The sequence below is a fragment of the Arthrobacter sp. BL-252-APC-1A genome, assembly GCF_009696625.1.
In the GTDB taxonomy this organism is placed as follows: domain Bacteria; phylum Actinomycetota; class Actinomycetes; order Actinomycetales; family Micrococcaceae; genus Arthrobacter_B.
The window spans coordinates 416425-435749 of sequence record NZ_VULS01000002.1; the positions used below are offsets into that span (position 1 = coordinate 416425).

Genomic DNA, 19325 nt, shown 5'->3' on the forward strand with positions numbered 1-19325 from the left:
TGGACCGGTGACCGTATTACCTGCCAAACCCCTGAACCTGCACAACGACGTCGCTTCCCTCACAGCGGCCCTGATGGACATTGAGAGTGTGTCCGGAAACGAGGCCGCGATAGCCGACGCCGTTGAGGCGGCGCTGCAGGACCTCGGCCACCTTGAAGTGGTGCGCGACGGCGATTCCGTAATGGCACGGACCAATCTGGGACGCAGCGAGCGGGTCATCCTGGCCGGACACCTGGACACGGTGCCCCTGCCGTCCGTTCCCGGGTCCCGCGGAACCGTTCCGTCCAGCTGGGACGGCGAAGTCCTCTATGGCCGCGGTGCCACCGACATGAAGGGCGGGGTGGCGGTGCAGCTGGCGCTGGCGGCAAAGCTTACGGAGCCCAGCCGGGATATCACCTTCATCTTCTATGACCATGAAGAGGTTGATGCTTCGCTGAGCGGGCTGGGCCGGCTGGAGAAGTCCTTTCCGGAGTGGCTGAAAGCTGACTTCGCGATCCTCCTTGAACCGACCGACGGGACCGTGGAGGGCGGCTGCAACGGAACCATGCGCTTCCAGGCCCGCACCACCGGCAAAGCCGCACATTCGGCCCGTGCCTGGATGGGGGAGAACGCAATCCATGCCGCTGCGGAGATCCTGGTGCGGCTGCGGGACCACGAGCCGGCCACGGTCCGTGTTGAAGGACTGGATTACCGTGAGTCGCTCAATGCCGTAAAGATCCACGGCGGCACCGCCGGCAACGTCATCCCCGATTCCGCCGTGGTGGAAATCAACTACCGTTTTGCCCCGGACAAGGACCTGGCCCAGGCCGAAGCCTACGTCCGTGAGCTGCTGGACGGCTTCGACCTGGTGCGCACCGATGCTTCCGCAGGGGCACGCCCCGGCCTGGACCGTCCCGCGGCCGCCAGCTTCGTGGAAGCCGTTGGTGCTGAGCCGAAGCCAAAGTACGGCTGGACCGACGTCGCCCGTTTCAGTGCCCTTGGGATCCCCGCCGTTAACTTCGGACCGGGAGACGCGCTGCTGGCTCACTCCGACAATGAGCACGTCACGGCCGGCGCCATCCGCGAATGCCTGCGGGCCCTTCAGGACTGGCTGGCCTAGTTTCCGGCAGTCGAACGAGACAGCAGAAAGCGCCCTTTAGAAGCTTCTAAAGGGCGCTTTCTGCTGTCTCGTTTAGGAGGACCTACCGCACGGGTGCCGGGACGCCTTCCGGGTCCACGGCTTCGTCAGTCTTGAGCAGGGCCCCTGCGCGCGCGCCGAGCAGGCGCGAAAGGCGCTGGGCGGCAAACGTCAGGATCATGTTCAGGATGATGAAGATCGCGGCGGTGACAAGCAGGGCCGGCAGGATATTGCCTTCACCCGAGGCAAGCCGGCGGGCGTAGCCGAGCAGCTCCGTGTAGCCAATAAAGGTACCCAGGGCAGAGTCCTTGAGGATCACGACGAACTGGCTGAGCAGGGCGGGGAGCATAGCCACCAGGGCCTGCGGAACCTCGACGATGCGAAGCGACTGGCTGCGGGTCAGGCCGATGGCCAGGCCTGCCTCACGCTGGCCCTTCGGCAGGCCAAACACACCCGAACGCACCAGTTCGGCGATCACGGAACCGTTGTACAGGGTCAGTGCCAGCACGACGGCGACAAACGGAACGTCCGAGGACGGAACCGGCGTGGACTTCGAGAGGAACTGGTAGAAGAAGATCATCATCAGCAGCACAGGCACCGCACGGAAGAACTCAACGACCAGGCCGGCGACCCAGCTGATGGCCTTTACCGACGAAAGCCGGCCGAGGCCGAAGACCAGGCCGAACACAATCGAAGTCACGATCGCAACGCCGGCCGCCTTCAGGGTCTCCAGGAGGCCGGGAAGCATGAAGTACTCCCAGGTCCGGCCTTCAATAAACGGATTCCACTTGGCCGCGTCGAACTGGCCCTTCTCGGCCAGGCCATAGACGACCAGTGCGAGGAGGGCAAGGATGAACAGAGTGCCGAGGATGTTGCCAACCATGATGCGGCGGCGTGCCCGGGGACCGGGCGCGTCAAAGAGTACGCTCTGGCTCATCGTGCCACCGCCAGTTTCTTCGAGGCCCAGGTGGTGAGCAGACCAATCGGGATCACAATGAGCACAAAGCCCAGTGCGAAGGTCAGGAAGATCTGCGTCATAAGGTCAGGGCGGAATTCGATCATGGTCTTCATCAGGCCGGAGGCCTCAGCAACGGAAGCTACGGCGGCCACCGTGGTGTTCTTGGCCAGTGCAATCAGGACATTGCCCAGCGGTGCAACAGCGCCGCGGAACGCCTGCGGCAGGATGATCAGCCACGCTGCGGGCAGGAAGGACAGCCCGATTGAGCGGGCAGCTTCGGCCTGTCCCAGCGGAACGGTGTTGACGCCGCTTCGGATCGCCTCGCAGACAAACGCTGCGTGGTAGACCGAGAGGGAGAGCACCGCCAGCCGGAAGAAGTTGAGTTGGAAGTCGCCGGACAGGTTGACCTGCAGCTGGGACCAGAGAGCCAGGGTGCCGAAGACCATGATGATGGTCAGCGGGGTGTTCCTGAAGATGTTCACGTATGCCGTGCCGAACCAGCGCAGGCTGGCGATTGGCGAAATACGCATCACGGCCAGGATGGTGCCGAGCACGAGGGACCAGAGCGCGGCCCAGAACGTGAGTTGGATGTTGACCCAGAAGGCCCCGACGACGTCGTATTCGCCAAAGAGCTCGAGGAAACCTTCCATATGTCACCTCTTCCGTAAAAATGTGTGGAGCGGAGTTCGGGGCAGGGCCGAAAGCCCTGCCCCGAACGTTGCCGCCGAAACCCGGCGGAGGCGGGCCGCTTAGGCGCAGGCGTCCATCGTCGGCGGGTTCAGGTCGGCGTTGAACGTGTAGTCAGCGCCTTCGGTGTTCTTCTTGATGGCTTCTTCCCAGGCGCCGTCTTCGATCATCTTTTCGATGGCAGCGTTGATGTCTTCACACTTGTCGCTGTCCTTCTGGATGCCGACGCCGTACTTCTCCTCGGAGAAGGTGTTGCCGACAACCTTGAACTGGCCCTTGTTGGCGTCCGTGGAGGCGAGGCCGGCCAGGATGATGTCGTCGGTGGTGACGGCGTCAATGGCGCCGCCCTGCATGGCGGTGACGCACTCGGCGTAGCTCGGCTGTTCCACGAGGTTGGCTTCATTGGCCAGCGTGTCCTTGACCTTCTGCGCGGACGTGGAGCCGGTAACCGAGCAGAGGGTCTTGCCGTTGAGGTCTTCGGGGCCGGTGATCTCGGAATCGTCGGAGCGCACCAGCAGGTCCTGGCCGGCAACGAAGTACGGTCCTGCGAAAGCGACCTTTTCCTTGCGGGTGTCCGTGATGGAGTAGGTCGCGAAGATCATGTCCACCTGGTCATTTTCCAGCATGTTTTCACGCTGGGCAGACGGGGTCTCGATCCATTCGATCTGGTCTTCGCCGTAGCCGAGTTCGCCGGCTACGTACTTGGCAACATCCACGTCGAAGCCGCTGTAGGAGCCGCCTTCGTCGAAGCCGAGGCCTGGCTGATCGAACTTGATGCCGATCCGGATGCTGTCGCCGCTGCCGGAATCAGCAGAGCCGCTGGCCGAATCGCTGCCGGAGTCGCCGCCGCAGGCGGACAGGGTCAGAGCGGCAGCTGCAGCCATGGCGGCAACTGCGTAACGGGTATTGCGCATTTTTTCTCCTTGCATTGCGGCCGGGGCCCGTGGGGGCCGCGGCCTTGCCTCAAAGGGTGGATGAAAAACCGGCGGACGCCCTAGTGGGCGAGGATCTTGCCGAGGAAGTCCTTGGCCCGGTCGCTCTTGGGGTTGGTGAAGAACTCTTCGGGTGCAGCCTGCTCAACGATCTGGCCGTCCGCCATGAAGATCACGCGGTCTGCTGCCTTGCGGGCGAAGCCCATTTCATGGGTCACGACGATCATGGTCATGCCCTCCTGGGCGAGCTCCACCATGGTGTCCAGGACCTCGTTGATCATTTCCGGGTCAAGCGCAGAGGTGGGCTCATCGAACAGCATGACCTTCGGCTTCATGGCCAGGGCCCGGGCGATTGCCACGCGCTGCTGCTGGCCGCCGGAAAGCTGGGCGGGAAGCTTGTTCGCCTGGTTGTCCACGCCTACCCGCTTGAGGAGCGCCATTGCCTTCTCCTTGGCTTCGGCGGACTTCATCCGCTTCACCTTGACGGGGCCAAGTGCCACGTTGTCCAGGATGGACTTGTGTGCGAAGAGGTTGAACGACTGGAAGACCATGCCGACGTCGGCACGCAGCTTGGCGAGTGCCTTGCCTTCAGCGGGCAAGGCCTTGCCGTCAATGGTGATCTCACCGTCGTCGATGGTCTCCAGGCGGTTGATGGCCCGGCACAGTGTCGATTTGCCGGACCCCGACGGGCCGATCACCACAACTACTTCGCCGCGCGCTACATCAAGGTTGATGTCCCGCAGCACATGGAGGTCCCCGAAGTGTTTGTTTACGTTCTTCAGCGAGACGAGGGGTCCTGCTTGCTCAGGCACCGGCTGCCCTGATGTTGTGTCACTGGTCATAGATAGAAGATAGCGAACAAATCAACCCCTGGTGTCCCCGATCACTCTTGCATGGACAAATCGTGACGCAAGAGAAACCAAAAGACGGCGGCGGGTGAGAGCGGGCGTGAGGTCCTCATCACAGGCTCGCGCTAGCCTTGGTAGATGGCTATGAGCGACGCAGAAGACGGAACCCGTCCAATATCGGCGAAACGGCGCGGACCTGTGGAGCTGCGCCGCGGGCAGGCGCGGGTTCCGCAGTCGGACCGGTTCCTGCTTGATACAGCGGACGGGACCCATTTCACGCATACCGATCCCTGGCGGGTATTGCGGATCCAGAGCGAATTCGTTGAAGGCTTCGGCACGCTGTCTGAACTGGGTCCTGCGGTAAGTGTCTTCGGGTCCGCCCGCAGTCTCCCGGGATCCCGCTGGTACAAGCTCGGGGAAGAGGTTGGCAGGCTGCTCTCCGAGGCAGGGCTTGCAGTCATTACCGGCGGTGGCCCAGGTTCGATGGAGGCCGCCAACAAGGGGGCAGTGGAAGCCGGAGGGGTCTCGGTTGGCCTCGGGATCGAACTGCCGTTTGAAACCGGGCTCAATGACTGGGTGGACCTCGGAATTAATTTCCGCTATTTCTTCGTCCGGAAAACGATGTTCGTCAAATACGCCCAGGGGTTTATTGTGCTGCCGGGCGGCTTCGGCACGATGGACGAGCTCTTCGAAGCAATGACCCTGGTCCAAACCCAAAAAGTAACATCATTCCCCATAGTGCTGATCGGCACCGAGTTTTGGTCCCCGCTGCTGGAATGGGTCCGCGGAACGCTGCTTGAGGAGGGAATGATCTCGGCCATGGACCTGGACCTCGTGCACCTGGTGGATGACCCGGCTGAAGCCGTGAAACTCATCATTGCCGACAGCGCCGGCCACGTTTCCCTCTGACCACGCGGACTCATCTGCGACGATGGACCCGTGATGATCCTGCTCGCCTTCCTTGCCATCGCCGCCGTCGGCGCGGCCGCACTCCTGGTGGCCGGCCGCATCGGACCCGGCCGCCTGCGCCGCAGGTCCGGTTCCGCGGACGGGGGATGGGAGGCACTTAGCCCGTCAGAACCCCTGGCCACCCTTGGCGAGCCGGACCCGCGGCTGCCTCCGGTGCTGCTGCCGGAGCATCCCGGCGCGGCGGACGTTGGGGCACTGAAGTTCTCCGTTGCCTTTCGGGGTTATCGGATGGACGAGGTGGATCAGGTGCTTGAACGGCTGGGCGCTGCCCTGGAGGAACGGGACGCCGCCCTGGCCCGGTTCCGGGGGCCCGGGCCGGAAACAGACGCCGCGTCCGCGCCCCGAACCGGCCGGCACGCCCTGATTCAGCCCGGGGAAAGCGGAACCAATCCGCAGCCCGGAAGCACCAGGCCGGGAAACATTAAGCCAGGCACCACAGAACCGTGACGGCACTTCCCGGACCGGACGGAGCGCTGCGCTGTGCATGGGCCCTGGCCAGCGGCGACTACATGGAGTACCACGACCATGAGTGGGGCCGTCCTGTGCGGGGCGAGGCCGCCCTGTTTGAACGCCTGAGCCTGGAAGGGTTCCAGTCCGGACTCAGCTGGATAACTATCCTGCGGAAGCGGGAAGCCTTCCGGGAGGCGTTTGCCGGCTTCGATCCGGCCACGGTTGCGGGGTTTGGCGAAACCAATGTGGAGCGGCTGATGGACAACCCCGGCATTGTCCGCAATGCGGCCAAGATCCGGGCCACCATCGCCAACGCACGCGCCCTTCTTGCGCTGGGGGAGGATGAGTCGCTGGAAGCCCTGCTGGAGAAGCACCGTCCGCCCGTCCATGCTGCTCCCCGAGCCGCTGCTGACATTCCCCCCTCCACGGCGGAGTCAGCGAGCCTTTCGCGTGAGCTGCGGGCCCGCGGTTTTCGTTTCGTGGGGCCGGTGACTGCCTATGCCATGATGCAGGCCACCGGGTACGTAAACGACCATCTTGCTGACTGCGCCTTTCGCTGACCCGTGCCCCTGCCCGGTGCAGTTCCGCGCGGCAGAACCCCCGGATGTGTCCTCAGACACACCGAAATTTCGCCTGCTTACGGTTGTACGGAATAATGGTCGCAAATGCGGCTCGGGCGCCTAACAACAATAGGTCCGGGGCCGCGGCAGGAACGGTGATTACTCGGGGAATAACCCCGCAGTGCGCTTTTGAAAGGGGAATTTCAATATGGCTGCGATGAAACCGCGTACGGGTGACGGGCCCATGGAGGTTACCAAAGAAGGGCGCAGCCTGATCCTGCGGGTGCCGATCGACGGCGGCGGACGGCTCGTTGTCGAACTGAACGCTGAAGAAGCAGGCAAGCTCAAGGAATGCCTCCTCGGCGTCACCAGCTAGGCTGGATGCATGCGTCCTTCCAGGCTTACTTCCAAGCCTGCTGGTGCCTCTCCGGCTACCCGCAGGATGTCCATGACGGCGGTTTCCGGGCTCGCTCCGCTTTCGGAGCGCGCCGGAGATCCAGCCGGCGGCACCGGTCTGGCGCCGCGGACTGACGAGGGCGTAGACGTCCTCGCCGTTGCTATTGCCCCCGGGCCGCCCGGGGACCGCACGGTCCCCGAACCCAGGCGCGGCGCTGTTGAAGCCGCTGTGCAGTACGGCATCGACGTGGCTGCACGGGCAGAAGCAGCCGGAGTGACGGGCAAGGCAGGGGAACACCTGGTGGTGGAACCGCCCCGGGGATCTGCCGGTCTTGCGGGCAGGCTCATTTATTTGGGAGTGGGCGACGAATCCCACCAAAGCCTGCGGCGTGCCGGTGCAAGCCTGGCCAGGGCGACATCCGGAGCCAAGAGGATCCGGACGAGCGTTGTTGACGGGCTGACCCCGCAGGCGCAGCAGGCCTTCCTCGAAGGCTTCTTCCTGGGCGGCTACCGCGCGCCGCGCACCGGTGTAACCGATGCGCCGAAGCCGATGGCCGAGGTCATGGAGGTTACCGGGCTCAAGCCGCAGGCGCTTGAGCTGGCGGAAGTTGCGGCCCGTGCGGCCTGGCTGGCCCGCGACCTGACCAATACTCCGCCGGATGTAGCCACCCCTGAATGGATCGCTGCACAGAGCGAGGCGGTGGCGGCTGCCAGGGGGCTCGACGTCGAGGTCTGGGATCCGGCGCGCCTGGCTGCTGAAGGATTCGGCGGGCTCACCGCCGTGGGATCCGGTTCTGCCAACGGCCCGCGGATGGTACGCGTCACCTACCGGCCGGCGGGCGTTGAAACCACGGACCGGGTGGTGCTGGTGGGCAAGGGAATAACGTTCGATTCCGGGGGCATTTCGCTGAAGCCCCGTGAGTCGATGCCCCCGATGAAAATGGATATGGCCGGATCGGCCGTAGTGCTGGCGGCGGTGCAGGCCGCGGCCGAGCTGCAGGTTCCCTTTGAAGTGACGGCCCTGCTCGCTTTGGCTGAAAACGCAATCGGAGCAGCGTCCTACCGGCCCGGCGACATTGTCCGGACGTACAACGGCACAACCGTGGAGATCGGCAACACAGACGCTGAAGGACGGATGGTGCTGGCTGATGCACTCGCGTACGCAGTGCAGGAGCTGAAGCCCTCCGCCGTGATCGACGTCGCGACCCTGACCGGCGCCGCCATGCTGGGTCTGGGCAAACGACATGCAGCCCTGTTTGGCAACGATCCCGAGCTTCTTACCGCGCTGGAAGCTGCAGCAAGCGCCAGCGGCGAGCCGCTCTGGCAGCTGCCGCTCGTCCCGGATTATGAGTATCTGCTTGAATCAGCCACCGCAGACCTGGCCCATGTTGCCCCAGTGAAGGCCAAAGCCGGCGGGGGTGCAATTCTTGCGGCACTGTTCCTGGAGAAATTCGTGGACGGAACTCCCTGGATCCACCTGGACATCGCCGGGCCCATGGAAGTTTCCTCGGACACCCACGAGTACTCGAAGGGGGCCACGGGCTTCGGTGCCAGGCTCCTGATCGCCTTCCTGCGTGCACGGGCTGCCCGTGCAAGGGCAGAAACAGCCTAGCGGCCGGGAAGTACCTTCACGGCCAGCTGAAGGCCGTCGCCCGTGGGCAGAAGCGAAGAAACAAGCGAATCGTTGTCCCGGATGAGGCGGCCGACCTGCCGCATGGTCGCCGTTAGGGGTTCCCGTGCGGCGGGGTCGGCCACCCGCCCGTTATCCAGGGCCCCGTTGATGATCAGCAGGCCGCCGGGCTTCAGCAGCCGCACGGCCTGCTCGGCGTACAGGACGAAGGATGGCTTGTCCGCATCGATAAACACGAGGTCGTAGGCATTGTCCGTAAGGCGGGGCAGCACCTGTGCCGCCCGGCCGGAGATGGTGCGGGTGCGGTTTCCCGGAACTCCAGCCTCGGAGTAGGCCTGGCGCGCGGCGCGCAGATGGTCCACATCGGAGTCGATCGTGGTCAGTACCGAACCCGGACCAAGTCCGCGAAGAAGGCACACACCCGAAACTCCGGCTCCGGTTCCGATCTCCACGACTGTCTGCGCCTTGGATGAAGCGGCAAGTACGGTCAGCGCAGCTCCCACCCCGGTGCTGACCGGTGCGACACCCAGTTCGTGTGAACGCTCACGCGCGCGAAGCAGGACTTCATCCTCGAAAGGCAGGGCCTCCGTGTAGGACCACGTGCTCTGCTTGTCGGCGCTCATGGATGCACAGTCTCTTTCGCTCAATAATCGTGGGGAAGCCGCGTCAGGTGTGGGTCTGCCGCAAACCGGGGCGAACGAACGCCCGCGGAACTGCGGCGGAACTGCAGCAATACAAGCTTAAGGCCACTGAAGCACGGTTTCTGCCCATCGCGCCCGGGTGAGCCGCGCCTAAAAACGAGCTGCTGCCCAATGAGCCGCGGCCACTTGTCCTGATCCGTTGGGCATGCTAACAGCGAACTCACAGAATCATGCGCAAACATGGATGGTGAACTTACTGACGATCGCCGCCCCGCAATCACGCTGAGCTGATTCCGGGGCCGCAGGCTACGTTGCGAAGGGAGGAAACCGTGACGGGGACAACGGACGTTGCAGCGGAGGCATCCGCAGGAACCGAATGGGTGCGTCCCACCTGGCAGGAGGTCGTGGAAACACACTCCGCCAAGGTGTACCGCCTTGCCTACCGGCTGACGGGCAATAAGCACGACGCCGAGGACCTCACACAGGAAGTCTTCGTCCGCGTCTTCCGCTCCCTTGCCAACTTCCAGCCCGGCACACTGGACGGGTGGCTCCACCGGATCACCACCAACCTCTTCCTGGACCAGGCCCGCAGGCGCAGCCGCATCCGTTTTGACGGCATGAGTGAAGAGGCAGAGAGCCGGCTGCCCAGCCAGGGCCCCGGGCCCGAGCGCAGCTTCGAGTTCAACAACCTGGACGTGGATATCCAGCGGGCACTCGAGGAGCTTCCTCCTGACTTCCGGGCCGCGGTAGTGCTCTGCGACCTTGAAGGACTTTCTTACGACGAAGTGGCGAACGCCCTGGGCGTGAAGCTCGGAACGGTTCGTTCGCGCATCCACCGCGGGCGCAGCATGCTCAAGGAGAAACTGGCTCACCGGGACCCGGCCCAGCGCCGTACTCCAGCCGTGGGCCTGAAGATCCCCCGCGTGGCAGGAGCCGGCTAGAGGATATGCGCCACCCCAAACGCCACCTGCGTGAGTTCCTCGACGGGGAACTGCCGGCACGCCGGCGTGATGCAGTCGAGTCCCATCTTCAGCGATGCGCATCCTGCCGCTGCCTTGTGGAAGAAGAGCGCCGCCTGCGCAGCCGGCTGAGGGCAATGAGCGTGCCGTCTCCGCGCGAAGACCTGGCCAGCCGGATCGTGGCAGACACTGCCAGCGCCCGGGTACCGCAAATCCCCGAAGCCCGTAGCCGCAGGCGTTACGCCGTCGCAATCGGGGGCATTCTCACCCTGGTGTCCGGCTTCGTCCTGGCCGGTGCCTATGTGCTGGGAAGCATCGCCGACGAGCCGCTTTCCGCGCCCCGGCAGGCACATCTGCTGGCCGGCTGGAACCAGCTGGCAGAGCAGCGCAGCCTTTCAGCCGGAGAGCTGCAGTCCCTCAGGGATGCGGGCTGGTCCTGCCCGGAACTGACCGAACTCGGCTTCACATTGGCCTCGGCCCGCACCCTGGAAGTCGCAGGACACCCCGCCGTCGCCATGGAGCTGACCCGTAACGGCGAGACCGTCCGGGTCTATGAGCAGCGCCCGCGCGAGGGCGATGCAAATCCTGAGGTGCTTCACGCCCTGACCGGCAGGCCGGCCGCGCTGGAAGGATTCAGTGCGCCCGATGCGGGCCAATCGACAACACCCCGGCTCTGGCGGAATGAGGAGCGCCCGGGGGAGGCCGTGCTCTCCGCGCGCAATGTTACTTACACACTGGCGACATCGAAGCCGGACGAAACCATGTCCTCGGTTGTTGGAGAACTCTCCCTCAGCGAGTCCGCCCGCCTGCTGGTTCCTTCGGGCGACGCGGATTCCGGAGCCGCCGAACGTATCCTGCGGGGACTGGCGCTGCTCGCGGGCGCAGGGCGTTCATCTTGAGTCCAGCCTTAAAGTGGCCCCGGTCCGGCTGGAAAAGGTAACCTTCAAAAGTGTTCGGAATTAACGGCTATGAGCTGATCATCCTGGCGGTCCTCGCCGTGGCCATCCTTGGCCCCGAACGCCTGCCCGAATACGCTTCGCAGCTGGCGCGGCTTGTGCGTGAAATGCGTCGTATGGCAAGCGGTGCCCGGGAACAGCTTCGCGAAGAAGTCGGGCCGGAAATCGACGAGGTGGACTGGCGGAAGCTCGATCCCCGCCAGTACGATCCGCGCCGCATTATCAAAGAGGCACTGCTCGACGACGTTGAGGACGCGGTCCGGCCGGCTGCGGCCCGCAGCGCCGGCTCCGCACGTCCTGTGGCGGAGCGGGCCGGAGCCGCTCCCGCCGGATCTGCTCCTGCTTTCCCCAGCCCGGCGGCGCCGCCGCCCGTCCAGCGCATCGAACGCCTGGCCGCGGGGGAACGGCCCCCCTTTGATGTCGAAGCCACCTAGGGGACGGCAGCTCAACCGTTAGCTTCGGGGTGTCACTCCGAGGTTGAGACCGGCCAGTCCGCGGGGACGCCCCGCCAGGGCAGCGGCTATCCGGCGCAGTTCGCCGCCGGCACTTTCGGCTTCTTCGGCCGACTCGTCCAGCACCACCGGTTCTCCGGCGTCTCCGCCTTCGCGAAGCCTGACGTCCAGCGGAATGCTGCCCAGCAGGGGAACGCTGTAGCCCAGCGCCTCGCCCAGCCGTTCGGAAACGAGCGTGCCTCCGCCGGAACCGAACAGTTCCATGCGCTCACCTCCGGGCAGTGTCAGCCACGACATGTTCTCGATGACACCGGAGACTTTCTGTCCGGTCTGCGCCGCCACGGTTCCGGCGCGCTCCGCGACCTCTGCCGCAGCTGCCTGCGGCGTAGTGACCACCAGGATCTCGGATCCCGGCAGCAGCTGTCCCACTGAAATAGCGATGTCTCCGGTGCCGGGCGGCAGGTCAAGCAGCAGCACGTCCAGGTCGCCGAAGTAGACGTCGGTGAGGAACTGTTCCAGCGCCCGGTGCAGCATCGGTCCGCGCCAGGCAACCGGCTGGTTCCTGTCCAGGAACATGCCAATGGAGATTGTCTTGATGCCGTGGGCCACGGGGGGCAGGATCATCTCGTCGACCCGGGTGGGCGGCGCAGTGATGCCGAGCAGTCCGGGTACGGAGAAGCCGTGGACATCGGCGTCGACCACACCCACACGCAGACCGGATGCGGCCATGGCGGCCGCGAGGTTCACCGTCACGGTGGACTTGCCCACGCCGCCCTTGCCGCTGGCAACGGCGTAGACCCGGGTCAGCGAGCCGGGACGGTTGAACGGGACCCCGCGTGCTCCGGCGGGTCCGCGCAGCTTCTCCTTGAGTTCCTCACGCTGGGCCGGCGTCATGACATCGAGGTCAACCTGGACGGAAGTGATGCCGGGGACAGCACTGAGTTCGCGTTCGACGTCGGCGGTGATGGTTCCGCGCAGCGGGCACCCCGCGATAGTGAGCAGGACACCGATCCTGGCCGCGCCGGCGTCGTTCACTTCAACGCTGCGGAGCATCCCCAGCTCAGTGATGGGCCGGCGCAGCTCGGGGTCGATGACCCGCTCCAGCGCTGCGCGGGCGGCGTCCTTGAGGGGATTCTGTGTTTCGGGCACTGCCTAGTCTTCTCCCGCACCCTGGGTCGCTTTGGACGGCGGGGTTGTGCCGTCCTGGCCGCGGCGGCGGGTGCTGCGCCGCTGGCCGTCTTCTCGGTTGTCATTGGCGTCGAGGAGTTCCTCGAGGAGCCCGCGGATTTCGGAGCGGACGTAGTCGCGGGTAGCGACTTCCCGCAGCGCGATGCGCAGCTCTGCAATCTCGCGGGTGAGGTATTCGGTGTCCAGCAGGTTACGTTCAGCGCGTTCGCGGTCCTGGCGCATGGAGACCCGGTCCCGGTCATCCTGCCGGTTCTGTGCCAGCAGCAGCAGGGGAGCGGCGTAGGAGGCCTGCAGCGAGAGCATCAGGGTCAGCAGCGTGAAGCCCAGGGCCACGCTGTCGAACCGCAGGGGCTCTGGTCCCCAGGTGTTCCAGACGAGCCAGACAACGCAGAACACTGTCATGTAGAGCAGGAACTGCGGGGTGCCCATAAAACGGGCGAAGTTCTCCGTGGCATGGCCAAAGGCATCAGGGTTGGGAGAGAGCCGCGGGAACCACCTGGTTCGGGCGGTGCGCGGAGTGTCGAGGCCGTCAGTACGGGGGCGGTTCTTCTCAGCCATTCTTCCTTCCCTGCCACGTTATGGGGCCGGTGTCGTCGGAGGCACGCCAGTCATCCGGGAGCAGGTGGTCCAGGACGTCGTCGACTGTCACTGCTCCCACCAGGCGCCCGGTGTCGTTGACCACCGGCAATGAGTTCAAGTTGTAGGTTGCCAGCATCCGGGAAATCTCCGCGATGTTGGCGAAGTCCCGCACCGGCTCCAGATCGGTATCGAGGATGTTGCCCAGGGCCTCCGGGGGAGCGGTGCGCAGCAGCTGCTGGATGTGCACGACGCCGAGGTAGCGGCCCGTGGGCGTCTCCAGGGGCGGCCGGCACACGTAGATCGAGGAGGCCAGGGCCGGGGTGAGTTCTTCCCGGCGCACGTGTGCCAGGGCTTCAGCCACCGTGGCCTCGGGCGGCAGGATCACCGGGACCGGCGTCATCAGTGAACCGGCAGTGTCCTCTTCATACTGCAGCAGTCGGCGCACGTCACGGGCGTCCTCCGGCTCCATCAGCTGCAGGAGCTCTTCCTTCTGCTCCTCGGGAAGCTCGTTGAGGAGGTCAGCGGCGTCGTCGGGGTCCATTTCCTCGAGCACGTCGGCGGCACGTTCGACGTCGAGGGACTGCAGGATCTGCACCTGGTCGTCGTCGGGCAGTTCCTGCAGCACGTCCGCGAGGCGTTCATCCTGCAGTTCGCTGGCCACCTCGATACGGCGCTTGCCGCTCATTTCGTGCAGTGCCTCAGCGAAGTCGGCGGGCTTGAGGTCATCATGCTGGGCGACGAACTGTGTCGCAGCCTGCGGGCCGGTGATGTCCCAGTGGCCCACCTCGGGCCACTCGATAATGAGCAGCTCACCCTTGCGGCGCAGACTGCGCAGGCGGGAACCGCCTCCGCCGCGCCGCACGAACAAACTTGAAACGTGCCAGTCACCGGCGCGGTTCTGCTCAATGGCGATGTCTTCGACGGTTGCTTCCCCGCTGCCGTCAGCCAGGACAACCCGGCTGTCGAACAGCTCAGCGACCACCAGCATTTCCGCCCCGCGCTGCTGGAACCGGCGCAGGTTCACCAGGCCCGTGCAGATGATCTGGCTCGGGTCCATGGAGGTGATGCGGGTGATGGGCACAAACACGCGTTTCTTGCCGGGAACCTCGACGACGATTCCCACCGCCTGGGGCGGGCGGCCCGCGCCGCGGTCCAGTACGACGGCGTCGCGGAGCCGGCCCAGCCGGTCGCCCAGGGGGTCGAAGACATCCAGGCCCAACAGCCGTGCAATGAAGACGCGCGTAGGATTTGTACTCACCCTACTTAGGCTACTTGGCGGGGGCAGGATCGGTGCATTTATGGGACCGGGCGCCGTGCCGGCGTTCACTGCCAGCGATACATTGGCGCACTATCGGCGCAACTGCGAAAGAATAGGGGAATGTCGAACCTATTTGGCGCCTCATCCCCGCGGGACCTCGGACGAACACTGCCCAGGGGTGAGCTGGTTGGCCGCTACACTGCCTACCTGGACGCCCAGAAGGCAGTTGACTACCTCGCGGATTCAAAGTTTCCCGTCCACCTTGTCAGCATTGTCGGCAACGAACTGAAGTCCGTGGAACGGGTGACCGGCCGCCTGACGTACCCGCGGGTGGCCATGTCCAGCGCCGCGACCGGTGCCTGGTTCGGCCTTTTCGTGGGCCTTGCTCTCATGCTTTTCGGCGGCGGGGATTCATACCTTTCGCTGATCCCGTCCATGGCACTCGGTGCGATTTTCTGGCTGCTTTTCGGGGTGCTGGCCTATGCCTTCCAGCGCGGACGCCGTGACTTCACATCCACCAGCCAGGTGGTCGCCACAAGCTACGACGTGGTGGTGGCGCCGGAAGCTGCAAACGAGGCCCGCCGCCTGCTTTCCCAGCTGCCCATGGTGGGCCAGAGCGGACACCCGGCACCGCAGGCGGACCAGCCGCCGTATCAGCCTCCCTTCCAGCAGCCTCCCTACCCCGGCCAGCCGGCGCAGCCCGGTACCGCACCTGAACGTCCCTCCACCTGGGCCGATCCCTACGGCACCCGCGGAGCGGGACGCCAGGATGCGCCCGCCGGGACCGGGACTCCGGAGAACTCCGGTGCGCACGCGGCACCGGGACAGCCTGTCCCCGGGCAGCCGGTGCAGGGCCAGCCCCAGCCGCAGCCTGCACAGCCTTCCGGAACGCCGCGCGGCCAGTTCCCCGACCTGCCCGACGGCCGTCCCCGCTACGGTGTCCGCCTTCCCGCCGCCCAGCAGGAAAGCCCGAAGGAAGCTCCCGCGCCGGCCGGCGCCTCCCAGCCGAAACCGGGCCATGGAGAACAACAGCCGGTTCACGAGCAGCCCGCTCCGCAGGACGGCGGGGACTCCCGCACATCCGGTGAAGGGCGCTAGCGCATACGCTCCCCGAACATACAGAAACTGCCCGTTTGGAAATCCAAACGGGCAGTTTCTGTATGTTCGATACTGTTTTCGGAAGGCTACGAGGCGTAGATCCCGGCCATCCAGTCCTCGACGTCGGACGGGTCGCGGGGCAGTGCAGCACTGAGGTTCTCGGGACCGTCTGCCGTGATCAGGACGTCGTCCTCGATCCGCACACCAATGCCGCGGTACTCCTCGGGGATGCTGAGGTCCTCTTCCTTGAAGTACAGGCCGGGCTCAATGGTGAACACCATGCCCTCTTCGATGATGCCGTCCAGGTACAGTTCACGCCGTGCCTGGGCGCAGTCATGCACATCCAGGCCCAGGTGGTGGCTTGTGCCGTGGGGCATCCAGCGCCGGTGCTGCTGGCCCTGTTCAGAGAGTGCTTCCTCCAGCGGAACCGGAAGCAGGCCCCATTCCTGGAGACGCTCTGCCAGCACCCGCACGGCGGCGGCATGCACATCACGGAACTTGTTGCCCGGCTTGGCGGCAGCGAAACCGGCGTCAGCGGCGTCCAGGACAGCCTGGTATACACGGCGCTGCACTTCGGAGTACGTGCCGTTGACCGGCAGGGTCCGGGTGATGTCCGCCGTGTAGAGGCTGTCCGCTTCCACACCGGCGTCCAGCAGCAGCAGGTCCCCGGCCTTCACCGCGCCGTTGTTGCGGATCCAGTGAAGCACCGTGGCGTTGTTGCCGGCAGCGGCGATGGTGTCATAGCCGAGGTCGTTGCCTTCTTCCCGGGCACGGGCGAAGAATGCACCTTCGACGACGCGTTCCCCGCGCGGGTGGGTAATGGCGCGGGGGAGAGCCTTCACAACTTCGGTGAAGCCGTTCACGGTTGCGGCGACTGCCTCGCGCATCTGTTCGATTTCCCAGGCGTCCTTGACCAGGCGCAGCTCCGAAAGGGCTTCGGTGAGCTCTTCATCCTTTGAATCGAGGGCACTGAAGTCCATGTTTTCCGGGTCGAGCGCGGTGTTGTAGCGGACGGTGTCCACCAGCGCGTCAACCATTTCATCGACCTTGCGCAGCAGCCGCACGGACACTCCGCCGAACTGCGGGTCGCCTACGTTGGACGTGATGGCGGTTTCAGCCTCGGAGAGGTCCCGGGTCGGCAGGTCCACGAGTGCGCTGACCTGTTCCAGGTTCATCCTCGACCCGATCCAGAATGCGCCGTAGCGTGCGTTGGAATAGAACTCTTCATTGTCGGTGCCGGCCAGCGGACGGAAGTAGAGGGTAGCGGTGTGGTGGCCGCCGTCGTCGCCCTTGCCTTCTTCCACTGGTTCCAGGACCAGGACGGCGTCCGGTTCGTGGTCCAGGCCCAGACCGGTGAGGTGGGCGAACCCGGAGTGCGGACGGAACCGGTAATCGGTGTCGTTGGAGCGGACCTTCAGGGGGCCGGCCGGGATAACCAGGCGCTCGCCCTTGAAACGCTCGGAGAGTGCACGGCGGCGGGCGGCCGCGTGGGGAGCCACTGCGGACTGCTCCGGAAGCTCATCGGACGCGGACGCCCAGCCGGAGGACATAAAGTCCTTGAACGCCTGCGATGTGGGGCGTTGGGAACGGTTGTTCACCCGGTCCTCAAGCGGCTGTCCCTCGGACAGTTCCTCAAGGCCGGAATCGGCGGGGTTCATGGAATTGGCTTCAGTACTCACCTGTCTATGCTCTCACCGGCAGTTAACAAGGCCAAACATGCCCTGGTCTCCGCGGAGCGCCAACGCCGGATCCGCGCGGCTAACCGCGTAGATTGGAGGGGTGAGAATCGACCTGCACACCCACTCCAATGTTTCGGACGGCACGGAAGCGCCAGGGGCAGTGATGGCCTCCGCCGCCGCCGCCGGACTGGATGCCGTGGCGCTGACGGACCACGACTCCACTGCAGGGTGGGGCGAGGCAGCCGAAGTGGCCCGCACCCTGGGCCTGATATTCGTTCCGGGCATGGAGGTCTCCTGCCGCACCGAGGACGGGATCAGCGTCCATGTGCTGTCCTACCTCCACGACCCGTCCCATCCGGGTCTGCTGGCCGAGATCGCCAAGTCCCGCTCGGCGCGGGTAAGCCGGGCAGAACGCATGGTGGAACGGCTTGCCGAGGACTACCCCATCAGCTGGGCAGACGTGCAGGAACAGGTTGCTCCCGGCGCCACTATTGGCCGGCCGCATATTGCCGATGCGCTGGTTGCCGCCGGGGTGGTGCCTTCGCGATCGGCTGCTTTCGCCGGAATCCTGACCGGACGCTCCCGCTATTTCGTGGCGCACTATGCCCCCGATCCCGCGCATGCGGTGCGCCTGATCCGGGACGCCGGGGGAGTGCCCGTTTTTGCACACCCCGAGGCGTCCGCGCGCGGACGTGTGGTGGGAGAACGGACTTACCTGGAAATGATCGACGCCGGGCTGGCCGGCGTGGAGATTGAACATCGGGACAACCCCCAGGACGGCCGCGCCTACCTGCGCCGGCTGGCTGCTGAGCATTCCCTGCTGGTGACCGGCTCCAGCGATTACCACGGAACGGGCAAGCCGAACCTGCTGGGGGAAAACACCACCAGCGCCGAAGTCCTGGAACGGATTACTGAACTGGGTACGGGCACGCCCGTCGTCCGGCCATAACTGGTCCGGCCATAAGAAGTAGTCCGGCAGGAGCCATCCGGTCCCTGGCGGCTAGAGCGCTGCAGGCGCCGGCCCCGGGTCCACGGACTCGGCCGGTGCGTTCTTCGGGGCAGCAGCACTCCTGGCCCGGACGCGTTTTGGCTTGGCCGGCACCAGCACCTTTGCGGCATGTCCCAGCCGGCGCTCCATAACCTCAATGGCCTGCGGATTCGCGTCGACACAGACAAACCGGCGGCCGAGCTTCTCGGCTACCGCTCCGAGGGTTCCGGATCCCGCGAAGAAATCGAGCACCCAGTCGCCCTCGCGGCTGGAAGCGGCGACGGCGCGGCGGAGCAGGCCTTCAGGTTTCTGGGTCGGATAGCCGGTCTTTTCCCGACCGGTGGGGGAGACAATTGTGTGCCACCAGACGTCGGTGGGCAGCTTGCCAAGCGCCACCTTCTCGGGCGTCACCAGTCCGGGCGCCATATAGGGCTCCCGGTCCACTTCAGCATTATTGAAGTGATACGCAGCGGGATTCTTTACATAGACCAGGATGTTGTCATGCTTGGCCGGCCAGCGGTTCTTGGCCCGTCCGCCGTAGTCGTACGCCCAGATGATTTCATTCAGGAAACAGTCACGGCCAAAAAGGGCATCGAGCATCACCTTGACGTAGTGCACCTCGCGGTAATCCAGGTGCACGTAGAGAGTTCCGTCGTCAGCCAGCAGGCGCCAGGCTTCTGCCATCCGGGGTTCAAGGAACGCCCAGTAATCTTCGAAGGCATCGTCGTAGCTGGAGAGCAGTCCTTTGACCGTGGTGTAGCTGCGGCCCTTGAACCCAGTCCGGTCGCCGGTTCCCTCGACGCTGCGGACCATGGTGGTCTGCTGCCGGCGCTGCGCCCGGCCGGTGTTAAACGGGGGATCGACGTAGATCAGGGTAAAGGAGCCGTCCGGCAGGGTCGGCAGATAGTCCGCATTGTCTGCGTGGACTATCAGCGACCCGCCGTCCGGCGTCCAGTTAGGTGTGCTCATCCGTGTGCAGG

21 protein-coding genes are annotated in these 19325 nt (G+C 65.1%); 11 read left to right on the forward strand and 10 right to left on the reverse strand.

Features of this window, described 5'->3' with window-relative positions:
• Positions 1-7 precede the first annotated feature (7 nt).
• Entirely contained in the window at positions 8-1099 is a 1092-nt protein-coding gene (dapE, locus tag FYJ28_RS04735; protein WP_055239472.1) for a succinyl-diaminopimelate desuccinylase, read from the forward strand.
• An 82-nt stretch (positions 1100-1181) separates the two neighbouring features.
• Here dapE and FYJ28_RS04740 read toward each other — a convergent pair whose 3' ends face one another.
• The 4 genes from FYJ28_RS04740 to FYJ28_RS04755 all read right to left on the reverse strand — a co-directional run bounded on the left by FYJ28_RS04740 (position 1182) and on the right by FYJ28_RS04755 (position 4536).
• Positions 1182-2054: an amino acid ABC transporter permease gene (locus tag FYJ28_RS04740; RefSeq protein WP_055239473.1), complete on the reverse strand. Its 873-nt coding sequence runs from the start codon at positions 2052-2054 to the stop codon at positions 1182-1184.
• Positions 2051-2725, reverse strand: coding sequence for an amino acid ABC transporter permease (locus FYJ28_RS04745; protein WP_055239474.1), 675 nt, complete (start codon positions 2723-2725; stop codon positions 2051-2053). The genes FYJ28_RS04740 and FYJ28_RS04745 overlap by 4 nt, the downstream gene beginning before the upstream one ends.
• Before the next feature lie 99 nt (positions 2726-2824).
• The gene (locus tag FYJ28_RS04750) at positions 2825-3676 is read right to left on the reverse strand and encodes a glutamate ABC transporter substrate-binding protein (RefSeq protein WP_055239475.1); all 852 of its coding nucleotides are present in this window, start codon (positions 3674-3676) and stop codon (positions 2825-2827) included.
• An 80-nt stretch (positions 3677-3756) separates the two neighbouring features.
• Entirely contained in the window at positions 3757-4536 is a 780-nt protein-coding gene (locus tag FYJ28_RS04755; protein ID WP_055239476.1) for an amino acid ABC transporter ATP-binding protein, read from the reverse strand.
• Between the two features lie 150 nt (positions 4537-4686).
• On the opposite strand from FYJ28_RS04755, the gene FYJ28_RS04760 reads away from it, so the two are divergent.
• The 5 genes from FYJ28_RS04760 (at position 4687) to FYJ28_RS04780 (ending at position 8529) form a co-directional block, all read left to right on the forward strand.
• Entirely contained in the window at positions 4687-5451 is a 765-nt protein-coding gene (locus tag FYJ28_RS04760; RefSeq protein WP_154578530.1) for a TIGR00730 family Rossman fold protein, read from the forward strand.
• 33 nt (positions 5452-5484) lie between these two features.
• Entirely contained in the window at positions 5485-5958 is a 474-nt protein-coding gene (locus tag FYJ28_RS04765; RefSeq protein ID WP_154578428.1) for a DivIVA domain-containing protein, read from the forward strand.
• A 62-nt stretch (positions 5959-6020) separates the two neighbouring features.
• A complete protein-coding gene (locus FYJ28_RS04770) occupies positions 6021-6521 on the forward strand; it encodes a DNA-3-methyladenine glycosylase I (protein ID WP_082413314.1) in 501 nt (166 codons plus the stop codon).
• 208 nt (positions 6522-6729) lie between these two features.
• Positions 6730-6897, forward strand: coding sequence for a DUF3117 domain-containing protein (locus FYJ28_RS04775; protein WP_082413265.1), 168 nt, complete (start codon positions 6730-6732; stop codon positions 6895-6897).
• Between the two features lie 9 nt (positions 6898-6906).
• Positions 6907-8529 carry a leucyl aminopeptidase family protein gene (locus FYJ28_RS04780; protein WP_154578429.1) on the forward strand — a complete coding sequence of 541 codons (1623 nt, stop codon included), beginning with the start codon at positions 6907-6909 and terminating at the stop codon, positions 8527-8529.
• Here FYJ28_RS04780 and FYJ28_RS04785 read toward each other — a convergent pair.
• A complete protein-coding gene (locus FYJ28_RS04785; RefSeq protein ID WP_055239480.1) occupies positions 8526-9170 on the reverse strand; it encodes an O-methyltransferase in 645 nt (214 codons plus the stop codon). The two genes, FYJ28_RS04780 and FYJ28_RS04785, sit on opposite strands and share 4 nt — an antisense overlap.
• A gap of 347 nt (positions 9171-9517) precedes the next feature.
• Between FYJ28_RS04785 and sigE the strand changes: the two genes are divergently transcribed.
• Genes sigE through FYJ28_RS04800 form a run of 3 tightly spaced genes read left to right on the forward strand, consistent with a single transcriptional unit; the run spans position 9518 to position 11537 of the window.
• The gene (gene sigE, locus FYJ28_RS04790) at positions 9518-10129 is read left to right on the forward strand and encodes an RNA polymerase sigma factor SigE (RefSeq protein WP_055239481.1); all 612 of its coding nucleotides are present in this window, start codon (positions 9518-9520) and stop codon (positions 10127-10129) included.
• Between the two features lie 5 nt (positions 10130-10134).
• Complete coding sequence (locus FYJ28_RS04795) at positions 10135-11046, forward strand: zf-HC2 domain-containing protein (RefSeq protein WP_154578431.1); 912 nt, start codon at positions 10135-10137, stop codon at positions 11044-11046.
• A 50-nt stretch (positions 11047-11096) separates the two neighbouring features.
• Positions 11097-11537, forward strand: a complete 441-nt coding sequence (locus tag FYJ28_RS04800) for a hypothetical protein (RefSeq protein ID WP_055239483.1) — start codon at positions 11097-11099, stop codon at positions 11535-11537.
• A gap of 18 nt (positions 11538-11555) precedes the next feature.
• On the opposite strand, the gene FYJ28_RS04805 is transcribed toward FYJ28_RS04800, so the two are convergent.
• From FYJ28_RS04805 to FYJ28_RS04815, 3 genes are read right to left on the reverse strand one after another with little or no spacing between them, the layout of a single operon-like run.
• Positions 11556-12704: an Mrp/NBP35 family ATP-binding protein gene (locus tag FYJ28_RS04805; RefSeq protein ID WP_326831509.1), complete on the reverse strand. Its 1149-nt coding sequence runs from the start codon at positions 12702-12704 to the stop codon at positions 11556-11558.
• Positions 12705-12707: 3 nt separating this feature from the next.
• Entirely contained in the window at positions 12708-13301 is a 594-nt protein-coding gene (locus FYJ28_RS04810; RefSeq protein WP_154578432.1) for a DUF1003 domain-containing protein, read from the reverse strand.
• Positions 13294-14580 carry a magnesium transporter MgtE N-terminal domain-containing protein gene (locus FYJ28_RS04815; protein ID WP_055239486.1) on the reverse strand — a complete coding sequence of 429 codons (1287 nt, stop codon included), beginning with the start codon at positions 14578-14580 and terminating at the stop codon, positions 13294-13296. The genes FYJ28_RS04810 and FYJ28_RS04815 overlap by 8 nt, the downstream gene beginning before the upstream one ends.
• Positions 14581-14700: 120 nt before the next feature.
• On the opposite strand from FYJ28_RS04815, the gene FYJ28_RS04820 reads away from it, so the two are divergent.
• Positions 14701-15678 (forward strand): general stress protein, encoded by a 978-nt coding sequence (locus tag FYJ28_RS04820; protein WP_195840596.1) that lies wholly within the window; start codon positions 14701-14703, stop codon positions 15676-15678.
• Between the two features lie 86 nt (positions 15679-15764).
• Here FYJ28_RS04820 and FYJ28_RS04825 read toward each other — a convergent pair whose 3' ends face one another.
• The gene (locus tag FYJ28_RS04825; RefSeq protein WP_055239488.1) at positions 15765-17336 is read right to left on the reverse strand and encodes an aminopeptidase P family protein; all 1572 of its coding nucleotides are present in this window, start codon (positions 17334-17336) and stop codon (positions 15765-15767) included.
• 121 nt (positions 17337-17457) lie between these two features.
• Here FYJ28_RS04825 and FYJ28_RS04830 point away from each other — a divergent pair, with 121 nt between their 5' ends.
• The gene (locus FYJ28_RS04830) at positions 17458-18306 is read left to right on the forward strand and encodes a PHP domain-containing protein (RefSeq protein WP_326831510.1); all 849 of its coding nucleotides are present in this window, start codon (positions 17458-17460) and stop codon (positions 18304-18306) included.
• Positions 18307-18357: 51 nt separating this feature from the next.
• Here the strand turns inward: FYJ28_RS04830 and FYJ28_RS04835 are convergent, their stop codons facing one another.
• Positions 18358-19314 carry a DNA-methyltransferase gene (locus FYJ28_RS04835; protein ID WP_154578433.1) on the reverse strand — a complete coding sequence of 319 codons (957 nt, stop codon included), beginning with the start codon at positions 19312-19314 and terminating at the stop codon, positions 18358-18360.
• Positions 19315-19325: the final 11 nt, after the last annotated feature.